Origin of the sequence: Halomonas elongata DSM 2581 (genome assembly GCF_000196875.2) — a bacterium.
Classification (GTDB): Bacteria; Pseudomonadota; Gammaproteobacteria; order Pseudomonadales; family Halomonadaceae; genus Halomonas; species Halomonas elongata.
This window is the reverse complement of record NC_014532.2, coordinates 3272180-3291447: the sequence shown is the minus strand read 5'-3', so window position 1 is coordinate 3291447 and position 19268 is coordinate 3272180. Positions and strand designations below refer to the sequence as shown.

The window sequence follows — 19268 nt, the reverse complement described above, 5'->3', positions numbered from 1 at the left end:
CATGCCCACCACTCCGACGCTTGACGTGACCGTGCTGGGGGCGACCGGTTCCATCGGCACCAGCACCCTCGATGTCATCGCGCGTCACCCGAGCCGTTATCGGGTCCATGCCCTGTCGGCGAATCGTGCCCGGCAGCGTCTGCTGGCGCAGTGCCGGACGCATCGGCCGAGAGTGGCCGTGCTGGAGCGCGAGGAGGATGCCGCCTGGCTGCGCGAGCAACTCGTCGACGCGGGACTGGATACCGAGGTCCGGGCCGGCGCCGAGGCGCTGATCGAGATCAGCGAGGCGCGCGAGGTCGATGTGGTGATGGCGGCCATCGTCGGTGCCGCCGGCCTGCTGCCGACCCTGGCGGCGGTGCGGGCCGGCAAGCGCGTGCTGCTGGCCAACAAGGAAGCCCTGGTGATGTCCGGGGGGCTGTTCATGGAGGCGGTGACGCGCTCCGGCGCCACCCTGCTGCCCATCGATTCTGAACATAACGCCATTTATCAGTGTCTACCCACCGAGCATCGTGGGGGGTTGGCACGACACGGCGTCACGCAGCTGCTGCTGACGGCATCCGGCGGACCCTTCCGGGGCTGGGAGGCGTCGCGGCTGGCGGAGGTGACGCCGGAACAGGCCTGCGCCCATCCCAATTGGTCGATGGGGCGCAAGATTTCGGTCGACAGCGCCAGCCTGATGAACAAGGGACTCGAGTTGATCGAGGCCTGCTGGCTGTTCGATGCCCGTCCTGATCAGATTCAGGTGGTCGTGCATCCGCAGAGCGTGATTCACTCCATGGCCGCCTACAACGACGGCTCGGTGATCGCCCAGTTGGGCAATCCCGACATGCGCACGCCGATCGCCCACGGGCTGGCCTGGCCGGAACGCATCGAGTCAGGCGTGCAGGCGCTGGACCTGTTCGAAGTGGCGCGGCTGGATTTCGAGCGCCCGGATGAGTCGGCCTTTCCCTGCCTGCGCCTGGCGCGTGAGGCCATCACCGCCGGCGGAACGGCGCCGGCGGTGCTCAATGCTGCCAACGAGGTGGCCGTCGAGGCCTTTCTCGAAGGGCGGCTGGGGTTTGCCGGGATCGGCGAGCTGGTGGAGCGGGTGCGCGATGCCTGTCCGGTGGAGTCGGCCGATGAGCTCGGAGGCATCCTCGAAGCCGACGATCGGGCACGTCACGAGGCGCGGGCAAGGCTAGAGCGCCGATGAGCCGGTTCGACCGCTCGACGATTCAGTCGGCGCGTCTTGCGCTCGTAAGCAACGAGTGCCTGGGTTGCCAAGTTAACAGGAGACTGCCGTGGGCCTGATCCAGAACGTGCTGGCCGTGATCGTGGTGCTCGGCCTGCTGATCACTTTCCATGAGTTCGGCCACTTCTGGGTCGCGCGCCGTTGTGGCGTCAAGGTCCTGCGTTTCTCGGTGGGCTTCGGCAAACCGCTGTGGTCGCGCTGCGACCGTCATGGCACCGAGTTCGCCGTGGCGGCGATTCCCCTGGGCGGCTATGTCAAGATGCTCGACGAGCGCGAGGGGCCGGTACCGCCCGAGGAACGCCATCGCGCCTTCAACCACAAGAACGTCTGGCAGCGTATCGCCATCGTCGCCGCCGGGCCGTTGGCCAATTTCCTGCTGGCGCTGGTGGCCTACTGGGCACTGTTCGTCGCCGGAACCTCGACAGTGGTACCGATGATCGGCGAAGTGACGCCAGGCTCGCCGGCCGCCGAGGGCGGCCTCGCTGCCGGGCAGGAGATCACGGCGGTCGAGGGCAAGGCGGTGCGTTCCTGGGAGGAGGTCAACCTCGAACTGGTCTCCGCCATCGGGGTCAGTGGCGAGTTGAGCGTTGCCGCGCGCGATGAGGGTGACAGTGTCGCGCGCGAACATCGCCTGCCCGTACAGAACTGGCTGGTGCGCCAGGATCCGCCCCGCCCGCTGGCGACCCTGGGGGTCACGCCCTGGCGCCCCGAGGTGCCGGCGGTGATCGATCGCGTCGCCGAGGGCGAACCGGCCGCATCAGCCGGGCTCGAGAGCGGCGACAGGGTCCTGGCGGTGGATGGCCAGCCGGTGAAGGACTGGTCGCACTTCGTCGAGGAAGTGCAGGCCCGCCCGGGCGAGCGCATCGACATCGAGGTGGAGCGCAACGGCGAGACCCTGACCCTGCCGCTGACGCCGCGTGCCCGGGATCGCGAGGATGGCGCCAGTGTCGGCTATATCGGCGCCGGCGTGGCGCCGGTGGCCTGGCCCGAGGAATATCGGCGCGAGATCCGTTACGGTCCTCTGGCGGCATTGGGGCAGGCCGCGAGTCGTACCGGCGACATGACGCTGCTGACCTTCGATGCCGTCCGCAAGATGCTGGTGGGACTCATCTCTCCCTCCAATCTTTCCGGTCCCATCACCATCGCACGTATCGCCGGTGACTCGGCGCGTTCGGGATTGGAGAGTTTCGTCAGTTTCCTGGCCTACCTGTCGATCAGCCTGGGGGTGCTCAACCTGCTGCCCATCCCGGTGCTCGACGGTGGGCATCTGCTCTATTACGTCGTCGAGGTGGTACGTGGCCGACCGGTCTCCGAGCACGCCCAGGCCATTGGCCTGAGAATCGGGCTGGCACTGGTCGGAACCCTGATGTTGATGGCGCTGTATTTCGACCTGATGCGGCTCTGGTAAAACCGCACTGCGGCTTGTCAGTTGCCCGTACAAATGTATAAGGTGCCTGTCTGGACAGGTAGGCAGATCAACGCGAGCGAATGACTGCATGAAGATCAAGACCATCGGAATGGCGGCGCTGCTGCTTGCCGGTGCCAATACGGCACAGGCCGAATCCTTCGAAGTTTCCGACATCCGGGTGGAAGGCCTGCAGCGGGTCTCGGCCGCCTCGGTGTTCAATGCCTTTCCTGTCAGTGCCCCGGAACGGGTCGATGACCATGAACTGGCATCGGCGGCACGCGAACTGTTCGCGACCGGGCTCTTCGATGACATTCACCTGGCGCGCGAAGGCGATGTGCTGATCATCCAGGTGGAGGAACGGCCGACGATCTCCCGGCTCAACATCGAGGGTAACAAGCAGATTCAGGATGAGGACCTGCGCAATGGATTGAGCCAGGCCGGCCTGGTCGAGGGGCAGGTCCTGCAGCTTTCCACGCTCGAGGAAATCCAGCGTGAACTGGCCGGGCTCTACCAGTCCCAGGGGCGCTACAACGCGACCATCGATGCAGAGGTCGAGCAGGTCGGCGCGGGCCAGGTGCAGGTCAATATCAACATCGATGAAGGCGATGTCACCAAGATCCGCGAGATCAACATCGTCGGCAATGAAGCCTTCGACGACGAGACGCTGCGCGATGTCTTCGAGCTCGAGGACCGGCCCGGCTGGTTCTTCGGCTGGTTCACCAACGACTCCTATTCCCGCGAGGCCTTGTCCGGAGACCTGGAGCGCCTGCGTTCCTTCTATATGGATCGCGGCTATGTCAACTTCGACATCGATTCGACCCAGGTATCCGTGGCGCCGGACAAGTCGCGGATCTTCATCACCATCAACGTCAACGAAGGCGAACGCTATCGCCTGGGCGACATTCGCTTTGCCGGCGATTTGCGCATTCCCGAGGGCGAAGCGCGGGATCTGCTCCAGGTGCACAGCGGCGATATCTTCTCGCGCAGCGACGTCATCGCTACCTCCGAGGCGCTTCGTTCGCGCCTGGGGGCCGAGGGGTTTGCCTTCGCCAATGTCGACGGTATCCCCGAGGTTCGCAATGACGGCGAGACGGTGGACCTGACCTTCCAGGTGGAACCGGGGCGCCGCGCCTATGTGCGCCGTATCGAGTTCGTCGGCAACACCACGACTCAGGACGAGGTGCTGCGTCGGGAAATGATTCAGATGGAGGGGGCGCCGGCCTCCACCGAGTCGATCAGCCAATCCCGTCAGCGTCTGGAGCGCCTGGGCTTCTTCAAGCAGGTCGAGGTGCAGACCGAGCCGGTGCCGGAAGCCAATGACCAGCTCGATGTCACCTACAAGGTCGAGGAACAGCCTTCCGGCTCGATATCGGCGAGTCTCGGTTTCTCCCAGAGTGCCGGGGTGATCTACGGTGCTTCGCTGTCGCAGAACAATTTCCTGGGGACCGGCAACCGCGTGAATATCGGTGCCCAGAAAAGTGACACCTATACCAATGTCAATCTCGGCTTCACCGATCCCTACTGGACCCTCGACGGCATCTCGCGCGGCTATAACCTGTACTACCGCAAGACCGATTACGAAGATTCCGACATCTCGACCTACTCGACGGATGCTCTGGGGGCCGGCATCAACTTCGGCTACCCGATCAACGAATTGACCCGCCTGAACTTCGGCGCCACTGTCGAGGACCTTACGGTCAATACCTATCGGGACACGCCTTCCGAGATCCAGCGTTATGTCGAGGACCAGGGCGACCATGCCCAGGCGCTGAAGCTCACCGCCAGCTGGACGCGCAACAACCTCAACCGGGGCATCATGCCTACCGCGGGCAACTATCAACGCCTGTCTCTGGAAACGACGGCACCGGGCAGCGATGCCGAGTACTACAAGGCGCGCGCCCAGGCCCGTCACTTCTTCCCGATGAACGAGGAAGAGACCTGGTCGCTCAAGTTCCGCGGCGAGGTCGGTTACGCCGATACCCTGGGGGGCGATGACCCCTATCCGTTCTACGAGAATTACCTGGCCGGTGGCCTCGGCTCGGTGCGTGGTTTCACCACCAATACCCTGGGTACCGCCACCACGGCCCGCAACAGTGGCGACGACAAGACGCTCGGCGGCAACGTGCTGGTCGAGGGCAGCGCCGAGCTCATCTTCCCCATGCCCTTCGTCGAGGATAAGCGTTCGGTGCAGCCTTCGGTCTTCATCGATGCCGGCAATACCTTCCTCACCGAATGCTATCCGGTGCTCGATGGCGACAATTCCAAATGCAGTTCCGGTGTCGATCTGGGCGAGCTGCGCTACAGCGCCGGCGTCGGGGTTTCCTGGCTGACCCCGGTGGGGCCGTTGACCTTCAGCGTCGCCGAGCCGCTCAACGACAAGAGTGGCGACGATACCCAGTTCTTCCAGTTCTCGCTGGGGCAGACCTTCTGATCCCGGGACACGGCACAAGGAGTCGATGACATGCGCAAGTTGACCGCTGCTCTGTGTCTCGGGCTGATGGGGGCCCTTGGCGGCCCCCTTCAGGCCCAGGCCGCCGAGGTCGCCACGCTCGACTGGCAGAAGGCCTTGCTCGAGACCGATGCCGCCCAGCGTTCGATGAACCAGTTCCGCAACCGTACTCATGCCAAGCAGCAGGAGGCCGAGTCGTTGGGACGCTCTCTGCAGTCGATGCAGCAGCGCTTCCAGGACGGCGGGCAGCCGAGCCAGGCGGAACAACAGGAGTTCCAGACCAAGCGGCAGCGCTTCGAGCAACTGCGTCGGGAGATTCTCCAGGCTCGCCAGGAGGCGGAACAGCGCTTCCTGCAGGATGCCGAGCCCAAGCTCGATCAGGCCGTGCAGCGGGTCATCGATCGTCATGACGTCCAAGTGCTGGTGACTCCACAGGGGGTGGTGCACGCCGAGGGTGACCTCCCTGACCTGACCGGTGAGGTGACCGCGATTCTCAACTCGCTCAATTGACCGGGCTCAGCCTTCCAGAACCGGAATTCCATGAACCAAGACGCCCACTCCCTGACACTTGCCGAAATCGCCACGCGCCTGGGAGCCGAGCTCCGGGGCGACGGTGCGCAGCGGGTGAGTGGCCTGGCCACGCTGCGTGATGCCGGGCCGGAGCACATCACTTTTCTGGCCAATCGGGCCTACCTCAAGGATCTGGCGGACACCCGGGCCGCCGCCGTGCTGCTGCATCCGAGTCATGCGCAGACCTGCCCGGTGGCCAGCCTGACGCTGGCGAACCCCTATCTCGGCTATGCCGAACTGTCTCGCCTGTTCGATCCATTGGCCAACCGCGAATCGGCCGGGGTACACCTCTCGGCGGTGGTCGCCGAAGACGCCCAACTGGGCGAAGGGGTGAGCGTTGGCCCCCAGGCGGTCATCGAGTCCGGCGTGATCCTCGACGACGGGGTGATCATCGGGCCGGGATGCGTGGTCGGCGCCGACACCCGGATCGGGGCTAACTCCCGGCTGCATGCCAATGTCACCCTCTACCATGGTGTGGTCATCGGCGCTCGGGCCATCCTGCACAGTGGCTGCGTGATCGGAGGCGATGGCTTCGGCTTCGCCCACGATGGCAAGGGCTGGCACAAGATCGCCCAGCTGGGCGGGGTGGTGCTGGGTGACGATGTCGAGGTCGGCAGCTGTTCGAGCATCGATCGCGGCGCTCTCGGGGACACGCTGATCGGCGATGACGTCAAGATCGACAGTCAGGTGCAGATTGCGCACAACGTGCAGATCGGCGAGCACAGTGCTCTGGCGGGTTGTGTCGGTATCGCCGGCTCCACGCGCGTCGGACGCCACTGCATGCTGGGCGGCGGCGTGGGGCTGTCGGGCCACCTGACGATCTGCGATGGCGTCCAGGTCACTGGCATGAGTCTGGTCACCAACTCCATCCATGAACCGGGTATCTACTCTTCGGGCACCGGTGCCATGGACAACGCCCAATGGCGGCGCAACGCGGTGCGCTTCAAGCAACTGGACGACATCGCGCGTCGCCTGAGTCGCCTGGAAAAAGCCGAGCGCGGCGCTTGAGGCCGCGCCGAGGGGCGGTATAATCCCCGCCCTCCCGTCGGCCAGGAGCCGATGGTCATGCCCGTCGCGTGGGGCGGGCCACCTGTCATGTCAGAGGTCGCTACGATGGTAATGGACATCAATGAAATTCGTGAATATCTGCCCCACCGCTACCCGTTTCTGCTGGTGGACAGGGTGACGGAAATTGCCCTCGGCGAATCCATCGTTGCCTACAAGAATGTCAGTATCAATGAGCCGTTCTTCAACGGCCACTTTCCCCATCATCCGATCATGCCGGGCGTGCTGGTGATCGAGGCATTGGCGCAGGCGTGCGGTATCCTCGGGTTCAAGACCGTCAACAAGCTGCCCGCCGATGGGTACGTCTATTATCTGGTAGGTAGTGACAATGTCCGCTTCAAGCGCCCGGTGATGCCCGGCGACCAACTGCGCCTGGAAGCGCTGGTGGAGCGCGAGAAGCGGGGTATCTGGAAATTTGCCTGCAAGGCCACCGTGGACGGCGACGTGGCCTGCGAGGCCGAGATCATCTGTGCCGAGAGGAAGGTCGCTTGATTCATCCCACCGCCATCGTCGATCCCGGAGCGTGCCTGGCCGATGACGTCGAGGTCGGGCCCTTCACGGTGATCGGCCCGGATGTCGAGATCGGCGCCGGTTCCCGCATCGGGCCCCATGTCGTGATCAAGGGCCCGACGAGACTCGGCGAGCGCACGCGCATCTTTCAATTCGCCTCGGTCGGCGAGGATTGCCAGGACAAGAAATATGCAGGCGAGCCGACCCGCCTGGTGATGGGCGATGACAATGTGGTGCGCGAAGGCGTGACCCTGCATCGCGGCACCATTCAGGATCGAGCCGAGACGACCATCGGCTCGCGCAACCTGTTCATGGCCTATGCGCACGTCGGTCATGACTGCATGATCGGCGACGACTGCATCCTGGCCAACCAGGTGACCCTGGCAGGGCACGTGACGCTGGGTGATTTCTCGATTCTCGGCGGCCTGTCGGCCGTGCACCAGTTCTGTCATTTCGGCGAGCATGCCATGGCGGGAGGCGGTTCGATTATCACCAAGGACACCCCGGCCTATGTGATGATCAATGGCAACCCCGCCCAGGTGCATGGCCTCAATTTGATCGGGTTGCGGCGCCGCGGCTTCAGCAACGAGGCGCTCAAGGCCCTGGGCGATGCCTATCGCCTGGTCTACCGTCAGGGGCTGACCGTCGAGCAGGCGCTGAGCACCATACGCTCGCGCTACTCGCTGCCGGAGACCGAGACCTTCGTGGCCTCCATCGAGGAATCGTCCCGGGGCATCATTCGCTGAGCGAGGCGGTGCCATGGGCATGCAACGCATCTATGTGGTTGCCGGCGAACTGTCCGGCGACATTCTCGGAGCCGGGCTGGTCCGTGAGCTAAAGGCGCGCCATCCCGGGGTGGAATTCCGGGGTATCGGCGGGCCGCGCATGATCGCCGAGGGTGTCGACAGCCGCTTCCCGCTGGAGACGCTGTCCGTGATGGGGCTGGTCGAGGTGATCAAGCACCTGCCCAGGCTCGTGGGCGTCCGCCGCGCCCTTCGTCGCGACGCCCTCGAATGGCAGCCGGACATCATGATCGGCATCGATGCGCCCGACTTCAATCTGGGGCTGGAGCGCCAACTGCGGGACGCCGGCCTGACCACCGCGCATTATGTCAGTCCCTCCGTCTGGGCCTGGCGCCAGGGGCGGGTCAAGGGCATCGCGCGTGCCGTGGACGCCATGCTGACCTTCCTGCCCTTCGAGGCTGCCTTCTATGCCCGCCACCGGGTGCCGGTGGCCTATGTCGGGCATCCCCTGGCCGACGAAATGCCGCTGAGCAACGATCGGCTCGCCGCCCGCGAGTCGCTGGGGCTCCCGGCCCAGGGCGCCATGCTGGCCGTGCTGCCGGGGTCGCGCTCCAATGAGGTGCGTTTCCTGGGGGCGACCTTCCTGGAAGCCGCCGAACGATTGTGCGCCGAGCGCCCGGAACTGAACGTCGTCATTCCCGCCGCCACGCCGGCCCGTCGAGAAGAGCTGGAGGCGCTGCTGGCCGAGCGTGAGGCCCTTCGCGGTCGCGTGACACTGGTCGATGGCCGCTCGCGCGACGCCATGGTGGCCAGCGATTTTGTGCTCTTGACCTCGGGAACCGCGGCGCTGGAGGCGATGCTATGCCATCGCGCCATGCTGGTGGCCTATCGCATGGCGCCCATGACGCACTTCCTGGCCAAGCGCCTGGTCAAGACCGAATGGATCTCGCTGCCCAACCTGATCGCTCGCGAAAGCCTGGTCCCCGAACTGATCCAGGAGGCGGCCAGCGCCGATGCCATCGCCGCTCGGCTGGCAGGGTTCCTCGATGATGACGAGACGCGCCAGGCCCTGGAAAAACGCTTCGCCGCCATGCATGCCGAGCTGCGCCGGGACGCCAGTCGGCGAGCCTGCGACGCCATCGAGGCGCTGGTGGAAGGACGCGCGTTGCCGGCCTCGGTAGCGCCCGAGGGCGACCGTATGGAGGAGATCGGTTCATGAGTGCCAAGGAACTGCCGCCACTGGTCATCGAGTATCAAGGCGAGCGGCTGGCCGGTGTCGACGAGGTCGGTCGCGGCCCCCTGGTGGGGCCGGTGGTGGCGGCGGCAGTGATCCTCGATCCCCGCGATCCCATCGACGGGCTCACCGATTCCAAGAAGCTGTCCGCCAAGCGACGCGAGTCGCTCGATGCCGAGATCCGAGAAAGGGCGCTGGCCTGGTCGGTGGCCGAGGCATCGGCCGATGAAATCGATGCGCTGAACATCTATCACGCCACCCATCTGGCCATGCGGCGCGCCATCGATGCCCTGAATCCCGCCGCCGAGTATCTGTTGGTGGACGGTAACCGACTGCCCGGGCATCATGTGCCGGGGCAGGCGGTGGTCAAGGGCGATGCTCGCCATGCGGCGATTGCCGCCGCCTCGATCCTGGCCAAGGTGGCCCGGGACGCCGGCATGCAGACCCTGGATACCCGGCATCCCGACTATGGCTTCGCCCGGCACAAGGGCTACCCGACCCGCGAGCACCTGGCCGCCCTGGAGCGCCTGGGGCCTCTGCCCGAGCACCGACGTTCCTTTGGCCCAGTGAAACGCCAGCTGGCGCTGTTCTGATTCACCAAGCCCGAGTTCACCATGACCACACCCTTCGTTCATCTGCGCGTTCACAGTGAATTCTCCCTGGTCGACGGCCTGATCCGCCTCAAGCCGCTGATCAAGGCGGCGGTGGAGCAGGGCACGCCGGCGTTGGCGCTGACCGACGAAGCCAACCTCTTCGCCCTGGTCAAGTATTACACCGGCGCCCAGGGAGCCGGTCTCAAGCCGCTCATCGGCAGCGACCTGTGGCTGGCCAACCCCCATGACGAGGAACATCCGTATCGCCTGACGCTGCTGGCGATGGACGCGACCGGCTATCGCAACCTCACCGAACTGATCTCGCGCGGCTGGGTGGAAGGCCAGCGCCAGGGCCGGGCGCTGCTCGAGCGTTCCTGGGTGATGGCCCAGAGCGAGGGACTGATCGCGCTTTCCGGCGGCCGTGAAGGCGACATCGGCCGTCACCTGCTTTCCGATCACCACGCCGAGGCGCGCGCCCTGCTCGACGAATGGAACGCGGCCTTTCCCGGGCGTTACTACCTGGAACTGACGCGCACCGGCCGGGCCCTGGAAGAAGAATGCGTGCACCTCTCGGTGGATCTCGCCGTCGAGACGCAGACACCGGTGGTGGCCACCAATGATGTGCGCTTCCTCGAGCGCGAAGACTTCTGGGCCCACGAGACCCGGGTGGCGATCGGCGAAGGCAAGGCGCTGGATGATCCCAGGCGCGAGCGCCATTACACCGAGGAGCAGTATCTCAAGACGCCCGAGGAAATGGCCGAGCTGTTCTCCGACATTCCCGAGGCGCTCGAGAACAGCGTGATGATCGCGGCGCGCTGCAACGTCGATGTGCGCCTGGGCGAGATCTTCCTGCCCGAATACGGCATTCCCGAGGGCATGACCCAGGAGGAGTTCTTCCGCAAGATCTCCCACGATGGCCTTACCGAACGCCTGGATTTCCTCTATCCGGCCGAACGCTATCCCCGGGACGGCGCCGAATACGCCGAGATCGATGCCCGTTATCGCAAGCGGCTCGACTTCGAGCTCGATATCATCCTGCAGATGGGCTTTCCCGGCTACTTCCTGATCGTGATGGACTTCATCCAGTGGGCCAAGGACAACGATGTCCCGGTCGGGCCCGGGCGGGGCTCCGGTGCCGGCTCACTGGTGGCCTATGCGCAGAAGATCACCGATCTGGACCCCCTCGAGTACGACCTGCTGTTCGAGCGCTTCCTCAACCCCGAGCGTGTCTCGATGCCCGACTTCGACGTCGACTTCTGCATGGAGAAGCGCGACCGGGTGATCGAGTACGTGGCCGAGCGCTATGGGCGCAATGCGGTCTCGCAGATCGTCACCTTCGGCACCATGGCCGCCAAGGCGGTGGTTCGCGACGTTGCCAGGGCCCAGGGCAAGCCCTATTCGCTGGGTGACAAGCTCTCCAAGCTGATCCCCTTCGAGGTCGGCATGACGCTGGGGAAGGCGATCGAGGACGAACCCCAGCTCAAGGAGTTTCTCGAGGCCGACGAGGAAGCCCAGGAAATCTGGGAAATGGCGCTCAAGCTCGAGGGCATCACGCGCGGCACCGGCAAGCACGCCGGCGGCGTGGTGATCGCGCCGACCAAGCTGACCGACTTCTCCCCGCTGTTGTGCGACGAGGACGGCAGCGGGCTGCGGGTCCAGTACGACAAGAACGACATCGAGGACGCCGGCCTGGTCAAGTTCGACTTCCTGGGCCTGCGTACCCTGACCATCATCGACTGGGCGGTGGAGATGGTCGACAAGGTGCGTGCCGCCAGAGGGGAAGAGCCGCTTAACATCGATGCCATCCCGCTCGACGACGTGCCGACCTTTGACATGCTCAAGAAGGCCGAGACCACGGCGGTCTTCCAGCTCGAATCCCGCGGCATGAAGGAGCTGATCAAGCGCCTGCTGCCCGACTCGCTGGAGGACATGATCGCCCTGGTGGCGTTGTTCCGCCCGGGCCCGCTGCAATCGGGCATGGTCGACGACTTCATCAACCGTAAGCACGGTCGGGCCGAGATTTCCTATCCCCACCCGGACTACCAGCACGAACTGCTCAAGCCGGTACTCGAGCCCACCTACGGCATCATCCTCTACCAGGAGCAGGTGATGCAGATCGCCCAGGTGATGGCCGGCTACAGCCTGGGCCAGGCCGATATGCTGCGCCGCGCGATGGGCAAGAAGAAGCCGGAGGAGATGGCCAAGCAGCGCGCCGGCTTCATGGAAGGGTGTGCCGAGAACGGTATCGACAAGGATCTCGCCGGCAACATCTTCGACCTGGTGGAGAAATTCGCCGGCTACGGCTTCAACAAGTCCCACTCGGCGGCCTATGCCCTGGTCTCGTATCAGACGGCCTGGTTGAAGGCGCATTACCCTGGGCCCTTCATGGCGGCGGTTCTGTCCACCGAGATGGACAACCTCGACAAGGTGGTGCCGCTGATCGAGGAGTGCCGGTCGCTCGGGCTCACCGTGACTCCGCCGAACGTCAATGTCGGTGGCTACAAGTTCACCGTCGACGCCGAGGGCCGGGTGATCTATGGCCTGGGAGCGATCCGCGGCGTGGGCGAAGGGCCCATCGGGGCCATCGTCGAGGCGCGCGAGGCGGAAGGCGACTTCCGCGATCTGTTCGACTTCTGCCGGCGCGTCGACCCCCAGCGCATGAACAAGCGCACCCTGGAGGCGCTGATTCGCGCCGGCGCTCTGGACAACCTGGGCCCCAGCCGTGCGGTGCTTGCCGCGTCGCTGGATGATGCCCTCAAGGCTGCCGCCCAGAGCCAGACCAACCAGAATCTCGGCATGATGGACATGTTCGGCGAGGCCTTCGCCAATGAGCCGGACGACGATGCCGCCGATGCCTATGCGGATTATCGCCGCGTGCGCGACTGGTCCGACAAGGAACGCCTGGCCGGCGAGAAGGATACCCTCGGGCTCTATCTCACCGGGCACCCGATCGACGAGTACGAGCATGAGCTGTCGCGCTTCGTCTCGACCCGGATCGTCGATCTCAAGCCATCCCGGGAGCCGCAACGGGTAGCCGGCCTGGTGGTGGGGGTGCGCACCATGAAATCCAAGCGCGGCGACACCATGGCCTTCGTGACCCTGGACGATCGCACCGGTCGCATCGAGGCGTCGCTGTTCGGCGAGCTGTTCGATTCCCTGCGCGGTCGTATCGATACCGACCAGGTGTTGATCATCGAAGGCGAGGTCTCCACCGACGACTATTCCGGCGGACTTCGACTGCGCGGCAAGGATGTCACCCTGATGGTCGATGCCCGGACCCGCTATGGCCAGGCCGTGGAACTGTCGCTCGATGGAGCCGCCGTCAACGGTCGACTGGTGGACAGCCTGCGTGACAGCCTCGCCCCATATTGCAATGGTGAAGGGCTGCCGGTGCGGCTGCGCTATCGCAATGCCGAAGCCACCGGTTGGCTGGAACTGGCCGAGCAGTGGCGGGTCCAGCCAACCGACGAACTGCTGATCGCCCTGCGCGAGGTGCAGGGACAGGATGGCGTTCGCCTCAAGTATCGATAACCCGGCTGCGGGCTTGCGGGTCTGTGTATCGTGTACGGGACTCGTCTTGCGTGGGATTGTCAGGGTGCGATAATGCCCGGCATTCGACGATTTTTCCCTCGGTCATCCCGCGGCCGACGAGACAAGGCTAATCCATGAATCCTAACTATCTCGATTTCGAACAGCCCATCGCCGAGCTTCAGGCCAAGATCGAAGAACTGCGCATGGTCGGCAACGACAGCCAGGTCAATCTGAGCGACGAGATCGGCCGGCTCGAGGAGAAGAGCCGCAAGCTCACCGAGTCGATCTTCAAGGACCTGAGCGCCTGGCAGGTCTCTCAGCTGTCCCGCCACCCGCAGCGCCCCTATACCCTGGATTACCTGGAACACGTCTTCACCGACTTCGACGAGCTCCATGGCGATCGTCGCTTTGCCGACGACGCGGCCATCGTCGGCGGTGTGGCACGCCTGGATGACAAGCCGGTCATGGTCATCGGCCATCAGAAAGGCCGCGACGTGCACGAGAAGGTACGCCGCAACTTCGGCATGCCGCGCCCAGAGGGTTACCGCAAGGCATGCCGGCTGATGGAGATGGCCGAACGCTTCCACATGCCGGTGCTGACCTTCATCGACACTCCGGGCGCCTATCCCGGTATCGACGCCGAGGAACGCGGACAGAGTGAGGCCATCGCCTACAACCTGGGCGTGATGTCGCGCCTCAAGACGCCGATCATCTCCACCGTGGTGGGCGAGGGCGGCTCCGGCGGCGCCCTGGCCATCGGCGTCTGCGACGAGCTGGCCATGTTGCAGTATTCCACCTACTCGGTGATCTCGCCCGAGGGTTGCGCCTCCATCCTGTGGAAGAGTGCCGACAAGGCCTCCGAGGCGGCCCAGGCCATGGGCATCACCGCCGAGCGTCTCAAGGAACTGGGCTTCGTCGATACCCTGATCCCCGAGCCCCTGGGCGGCGCCCATCGCCAGCCGTCGGCCACTGCCGAGCGAATCAAGACGGCCCTGCTGGAGAGCCTGGATCGCCTCGAGACCATGGAGACCGATGCGCTGCTGGAGCGGCGGTATGAGCGGTTGATGTCCTACGGCGCCCCTGTTTGATACCGGGCCTGTCCGCACTCGACCAGGCGGCGTTGGTGAAGACCTCAGCCGGCGCGTTGACCCGCATGTAAACTCCGCGGCTTCGGTCTTCGCCGCCTTGCGACCCACGGCGATGCGGGAAGTGCATTGGCCTGTCGGGAACGAGCCTGGCCCTTGATCGTCGCTCGAAGAGGCCGCGGGTTCGCTGGATGGCTGCCATCCTTGAAGGGACGTTCAGCGAGCCCATCCATCGCTTCGTTCCGTCCGAGCGGTTTCCCTGCCCATGAGCGCCGAGCCTTCTGCCCTGCAAGCCCTGATCGACGATGCCCTGGCGGCGACGCCGCCGGGGCGTGCGGTCTGGGTGGCGCTGTCCGGCGGGCTCGATTCTTCCCTTCTGTTGACGCTGGCGGTGGAGGCGAGTCGACGCCATCCGCGGCCGCTGCGTGCCTTGCACATTCATCATGGCCTGCAGGCCGCCGCCGACGACTTCGAGCGCCATTGTCGCGAGCTCTGCGAGCGCCTGGGAGTGTCGCTGTGCGTCGAGCGGGTCGATGTCGATGTGTCCGGTGGCCAAGGCCTGGAAGGCGCGGCGCGGCACGCCCGCTATGCGGCCTTTCGGCGCTGCCTGGAGGCGGGCGACACTCTGTGGCTTGCCCAGCATCGCGACGATCAGGCCGAGACCTTTCTGCTGGCGGCGCTGCGCGGTGCCGGTCCGCGTGGCCTGGCCGCCATGCCCGTCGAGCGCGGACAGGCCGGGTTCCGGCTGGCACGCCCCTGGCTCGGGGTGTCCCGTGCGGCCCTGGAGGCCGAGGCGGCGCGCCGGGGGCTCACCTGGGTCGAGGATCCGAGCAACGCCGAGACCGTTCAGGATCGCAACTTCCTTCGCCATCGCGTCATGCCGGCGTTGCAGGCGCGCTGGCCCGGGGCCGGGGCAGCCTTGGCGCGCAGTGCCGAACTGGCCGGCGAGGCCGACGGCCTGCTCGACGAGTTCGCTGCCGAGGATCTGGAAAGGCTGGGGGGCGATCCCGGCCGCCTGGTCGTCGATTCCCTGATGGTCATGTCGGCGGCGCGGCGTCGCCTGCTGATTCGGCATTGCCTGAGCCGCCTGGGGCTGTCGTCCCCGCCGGCCAGGCGGCTGGACAGTCTGCTCGGCCAGCTCGAGGCGCGACACGATGCCGAGGTGCGGATCGTCTGGGAGGGCGCCGAGGCGCGGGTCTGGCGCAAGGCGTTGTATCTGATGGCGACGCCCGTGCCGCTGCCGCCTGCCTGGCGGGCCGAGTGGGACGGGCGGTCGCCGCTGGTGACGCCATTGGGTGAATTCCGCATGGATCTCGTGCGCGCGGATGGCTCGCCTGCGAGCCTTACGTTGGCGCCGCGTCTCGGTGGCGAGCGCTTGCGATTGCCGGGGCGCGGTCGGCGCGATCTCAAGCGCCTGCTGCAGGAACTGGACGTGCCGCCCTGGCAGCGCGACCGGTCATGGGTGGCCTGGTATGGCGAGACTGTGGTGGCGCTGGGAGGCCCGGAAGGGTGGCTGGCGCTCGCCGAGGGCTGGCGAGCGCCCTGAGTTCAGCGCAATGCCAGTTCCAGGCCGGCGGCTTGCTGGTAGGCGATTTCCTGTTCGAGGTCGGCCAGCAGCAGGTTGGGGTCGTCGCTCTCGTCGCAGTGCAGTTCCAGCGCTTCGCCCGAGGCGCGCAACTCGGGCAGGGCGGGCGGCTGCTCGGGGCGCGAGTGGTTGAGCAGCACCGCCAGGCGCAGCAGGCGGGCCAGGCGTCCATGGGAAACCCGTTCGGAGGCGGGCAGGGCCTGCCATTCCTTGATCGGGAACTTGCGCCGGTGGGCACGGACGAGAAACGCGAGCAGGCGCTGCTCGGGCCGCGAGAACCCCGAGAGGTCGGAATGTTCCAGCAGGTAGGCGCCGTGGCGATGGAATTGGCTGTGCGAGACGGCCAGGCCGATCTCGTGCAGCCGGCTTGCCCAGGCCAGGAAACGTGCCTGGTCGTCGGTCAGTTGCCAGGCGTCGCGTACCTGTTCCAGTAGTCCCAGCGCCGTGGTGGCGACGTTGTCGGCCTGCCGAATATCGACGTCGTAGCGGTGCTGCAGGGCCTCCAGGGTCTTGAAGCGCGGGTCTTCCGGGCTGTTGCGGCCGACCAGATCGTAGAGCACGCCCTCGCGCAGGGCGCCGTCGGCGTAGCGCATTTCCTCCAGGCCGAAGGCTTCGAAGATGGCGACGAGAATCGCCACCCCGGCGGGAAAGACCCGGGCACGGTCGGCCTTGAGCCCATTCAGGGAGATCTTGTCCAGGCGCTTGGTCTTGATCAAGCGCTTGCGCAGGTCGAGCAGGCCTTCGCGGGTGATCACTCCGCCGGGCGACTTGCCGGTGGCGGCGATCACGCTGGCGGCGGCCTTGATGGTGCCACTCGAGCCCACCGGGTCCAGCCAGCCGACCTTCTGGTAGGGCCGACGGATATGGGCGAGTTCGGAGAGCGCGGCCAGTTCGGCGCGACGCATGCGTTTCTCGCTGAGTTCGCCATTGCTGAAAAAGCGTCGGGTGAAGGTCACGCACCCCATGCTGAGGCTTTCCAGCGCCTGCGGCTCGAAATGCTCGCCGATGATGAGCTCGGTGGAGCCGCCCCCGATGTCGACGATCAGGCGGCGTCCGTCCTCGGCCAGGGCATGTGCCGCGCCGAGGTAGATGAGACGCGCTTCCTCGCGGCCGGCGATGACCTCGATGCGGGTGTTCAGCAAGGCTTCGGCCCGCTCGATGAACTCCTGGCTGTTGTCGGCGCTGCGCAGGGCGTTGGTGCCGACCACGCGCAGGTCGTGCGGCGTGATGTCTTCCAGGAAGGGCGCGAAGCGCGCCAGGCAGTCGAGGGCGCGGGTCATGGCGGCCTCGTCGAGCAGGCCATCGTCGCCGACTCCATCGGCCAACTGGACCTTTTCTCCCTGGCGGGCGACCACCTGCAGCCGGTCGTGCTGATAGTTGGCCACCAACAGGTGGAAGCTGTTGGAGCCGAGATCGATGGCGGCGAGGCGCCGCGGCTCGCCGGGCGTGGGGGCTGCCTTGTCGTCGGGGGCAGTGTCCGGGCTGTCCTTGAGCGCTGTCATGGCGGGTCCTTCAGGTTGACTGGTCAAAGGTTGCGGGTCCCTCCTGAGCTTGTCAATCGCCACGCGCGAGGGCTTGCGTTTCATCGTGGCGTTGACTAGTATCGGGGCGTTCGCCTGTTCCGAATGCTTTCCGACCGCTCAACGGCGACGGCGCCGCGGTCAAACTCCAAGTCGTCAGATAGCCCACTGCATCAGCTCGTGATTCTGGCCTTCGGCCCGGAACCGCTGATTCAGGCGAAACTAACCTGCTCCCTCGATATACGCTCATGGTAGACATCCCCATACTCGGTGGTTGTCCATTCATGGCCATAGGATTCACGCAAACGAGAGCAGCCTGCTCCGGGCTCTGAACGCATCCAACTATGGCGTTTCCGTCTCGCCTCCTGTCCATCGCGGCGCATACCGCCCGGCTTTCAAGAGCAACGTCTGAACACACCGATGAATCTTACCGAACTCAAGCAAAAGCCCGTGCCGGAACTTCTGGAGATTGCCCGAGACATGGGCATCGACAATCTGGCGCGCTCCCGTAAGCAGGACATCATTTTTGCCATTCTCAAGAAGCACGCCAAGAGTGGCGAGGCCATCTACGGGGATGGTGTGCTGGAGATCCTGCAGGACGGATTCGGCTTCCTGCGTAGCGCCGACAGTTCCTATCTGGCCGGCCCCGATGATATCTACGTCTCGCCTTCCCAGATTCGGCGTTTCAATCTGCGCAAGGGCGACTCCATTTCCGGCAAGATTCGTCCGCCCAAGGAAGGGGAGCGTTACTTTGCGCTGTTGAAGGTCAGCCAGATCAACTTCGACAAGCCGGAGAATGCCAAGCACAAGATCCTCTTCGAGAACCTCACGCCGCTGTTCCCCCAGGAACGGTTGCGCATGGAGATCGGCAACGGCTCCACCGAGGATCTGACGGCACGCATCATCGACCTGGTCTCGCCCATCGGCAAGGGGCAGCGTGGCCTGCTGGTGTCGCCGCCCAAGGCGGGCAAGACCTTGATGCTGCAGAACATTGCCACGTCGATCACCCGCAACAATCCCGAGTGCCACCTGATCGTGCTGCTGATCGACGAGCGGCCCGAGGAGGTCACCGAAATGTCGCGCACGGTGCGTGGCGAAGTGGTGGCCTCGACCTTCGACGAGCCGCCGGCACGTCACGTCCAGGTCGCCGAGATGGTCATCGAGAAGGCCAAGCGGCTGGTCGAGCACAAGCGCGACGTGGTCGTCCTGCTCGATTCCATCACGCGCCTGGCCCGGGCCTACAACACCGTGGTGCCGTCTTCCGGCAAGGTGTTGACCGGTGGTGTCGATGCCCACGCCCTGGAGAAGCCCAAGCGTTTCTTCGGCGCGGCGCGTAACATCGAGGAGGGCGGCAGTCTGACCATCATCGCCACGGCGCTGGTCGATACCGGCTCCAAGATGGACGAGGTGATCTTCGAGGAGTTCAAGGGCACCGGCAACATGGAGGCCCACCTGGACCGCAAGCTTGCCGAGAAGCGTGTCTATCCGGCGCTCAATATCCGTCGCTCCGGCACGCGCCGCGAGGATCTCATTGCCTCCGAGGATGAAATGCAGCGCATGTGGATCCTGCGCAAGCTGCTCAATCCCATGGAAGACGTGGCGGCCACCGAGTTCCTGATCGATCGCCTGAAGGATACCAAGACTAACCTGGAATTCTTCGAGGCCATGAAACGGCGTTGATTCTGGCCTGCCGCGCTCGACGATACGGTATTGAAAGCCTTATCGTGCGAGCGGCGCTAGCCTG

The 19268-nt window shown here is 65.3% G+C and carries 14 protein-coding genes; 13 read left to right on the top strand and 1 reads right to left on the bottom strand.

What is annotated here, in order from left to right; genetic code table 11:
* Position 1: 1 nt before the first annotated feature.
* From ispC to tilS, 12 genes are all read left to right on the top strand, one after another.
* Positions 2-1192, top strand: coding sequence for a 1-deoxy-D-xylulose-5-phosphate reductoisomerase (ispC, locus tag HELO_RS15310; protein ID WP_013333554.1), 1191 nt, complete (start codon positions 2-4; stop codon positions 1190-1192).
* A gap of 88 nt (positions 1193-1280) precedes the next feature.
* Complete coding sequence (gene rseP / locus HELO_RS15305; RefSeq protein ID WP_013333553.1) at positions 1281-2639, top strand: sigma E protease regulator RseP; 1359 nt, start codon at positions 1281-1283, stop codon at positions 2637-2639.
* Between the two features lie 88 nt (positions 2640-2727).
* A complete protein-coding gene (bamA, locus tag HELO_RS15300; protein ID WP_013333552.1) occupies positions 2728-5070 on the top strand; it encodes an outer membrane protein assembly factor BamA in 2343 nt (780 codons plus the stop codon).
* Between the two features lie 30 nt (positions 5071-5100).
* Positions 5101-5598 (top strand): OmpH family outer membrane protein, encoded by a 498-nt coding sequence (locus HELO_RS15295; RefSeq protein WP_013333551.1) that lies wholly within the window; start codon positions 5101-5103, stop codon positions 5596-5598.
* A gap of 30 nt (positions 5599-5628) precedes the next feature.
* Entirely contained in the window at positions 5629-6666 is a 1038-nt protein-coding gene (gene lpxD, locus HELO_RS15290) for a UDP-3-O-(3-hydroxymyristoyl)glucosamine N-acyltransferase (RefSeq protein WP_013333550.1), read from the top strand.
* Positions 6667-6771: 105 nt separating this feature from the next.
* The gene (fabZ, locus tag HELO_RS15285) at positions 6772-7215 is read left to right on the top strand and encodes a 3-hydroxyacyl-ACP dehydratase FabZ (protein ID WP_041602655.1); all 444 of its coding nucleotides are present in this window, start codon (positions 6772-6774) and stop codon (positions 7213-7215) included.
* A complete protein-coding gene (gene lpxA / locus HELO_RS15280; protein WP_013333548.1) occupies positions 7212-7979 on the top strand; it encodes an acyl-ACP--UDP-N-acetylglucosamine O-acyltransferase in 768 nt (255 codons plus the stop codon). The genes fabZ and lpxA overlap by 4 nt, the downstream gene beginning before the upstream one ends.
* Positions 7980-7992: 13 nt before the next feature.
* Entirely contained in the window at positions 7993-9195 is a 1203-nt protein-coding gene (lpxB, locus tag HELO_RS15275; protein ID WP_013333547.1) for a lipid-A-disaccharide synthase, read from the top strand.
* Positions 9192-9803, top strand: a complete 612-nt coding sequence (gene rnhB, locus HELO_RS15270; RefSeq protein ID WP_013333546.1) for a ribonuclease HII — start codon at positions 9192-9194, stop codon at positions 9801-9803. Before lpxB ends, rnhB begins: the two co-directional genes overlap by 4 nt.
* 21 nt (positions 9804-9824) lie before the next feature.
* Positions 9825-13334 carry a DNA polymerase III subunit alpha gene (gene dnaE, locus HELO_RS15265; protein WP_013333545.1) on the top strand — a complete coding sequence of 1170 codons (3510 nt, stop codon included), beginning with the start codon at positions 9825-9827 and terminating at the stop codon, positions 13332-13334.
* Positions 13335-13468: 134 nt separating this feature from the next.
* On the top strand, positions 13469-14422 hold the full coding sequence (gene accA, locus HELO_RS15260) for an acetyl-CoA carboxylase carboxyl transferase subunit alpha (protein ID WP_013333544.1): 954 nt from the start codon (positions 13469-13471) through the stop codon (positions 14420-14422).
* 262 nt (positions 14423-14684) lie between these two features.
* Complete coding sequence (gene tilS, locus HELO_RS15255) at positions 14685-15965, top strand: tRNA lysidine(34) synthetase TilS (protein WP_013333543.1); 1281 nt, start codon at positions 14685-14687, stop codon at positions 15963-15965.
* Between the two features lie 2 nt (positions 15966-15967).
* On the opposite strand, the gene ppx is transcribed toward tilS, so the two are convergent.
* Positions 15968-17506, bottom strand: a complete 1539-nt coding sequence (ppx, locus tag HELO_RS15250) for an exopolyphosphatase (RefSeq protein WP_013333542.1) — start codon at positions 17504-17506, stop codon at positions 15968-15970.
* Between the two features lie 438 nt (positions 17507-17944).
* On the opposite strand from ppx, the gene rho reads away from it, so the two are divergent.
* The gene (gene rho, locus HELO_RS15245) at positions 17945-19204 is read left to right on the top strand and encodes a transcription termination factor Rho (protein ID WP_013333541.1); all 1260 of its coding nucleotides are present in this window, start codon (positions 17945-17947) and stop codon (positions 19202-19204) included.
* Positions 19205-19268: the final 64 nt, after the last annotated feature.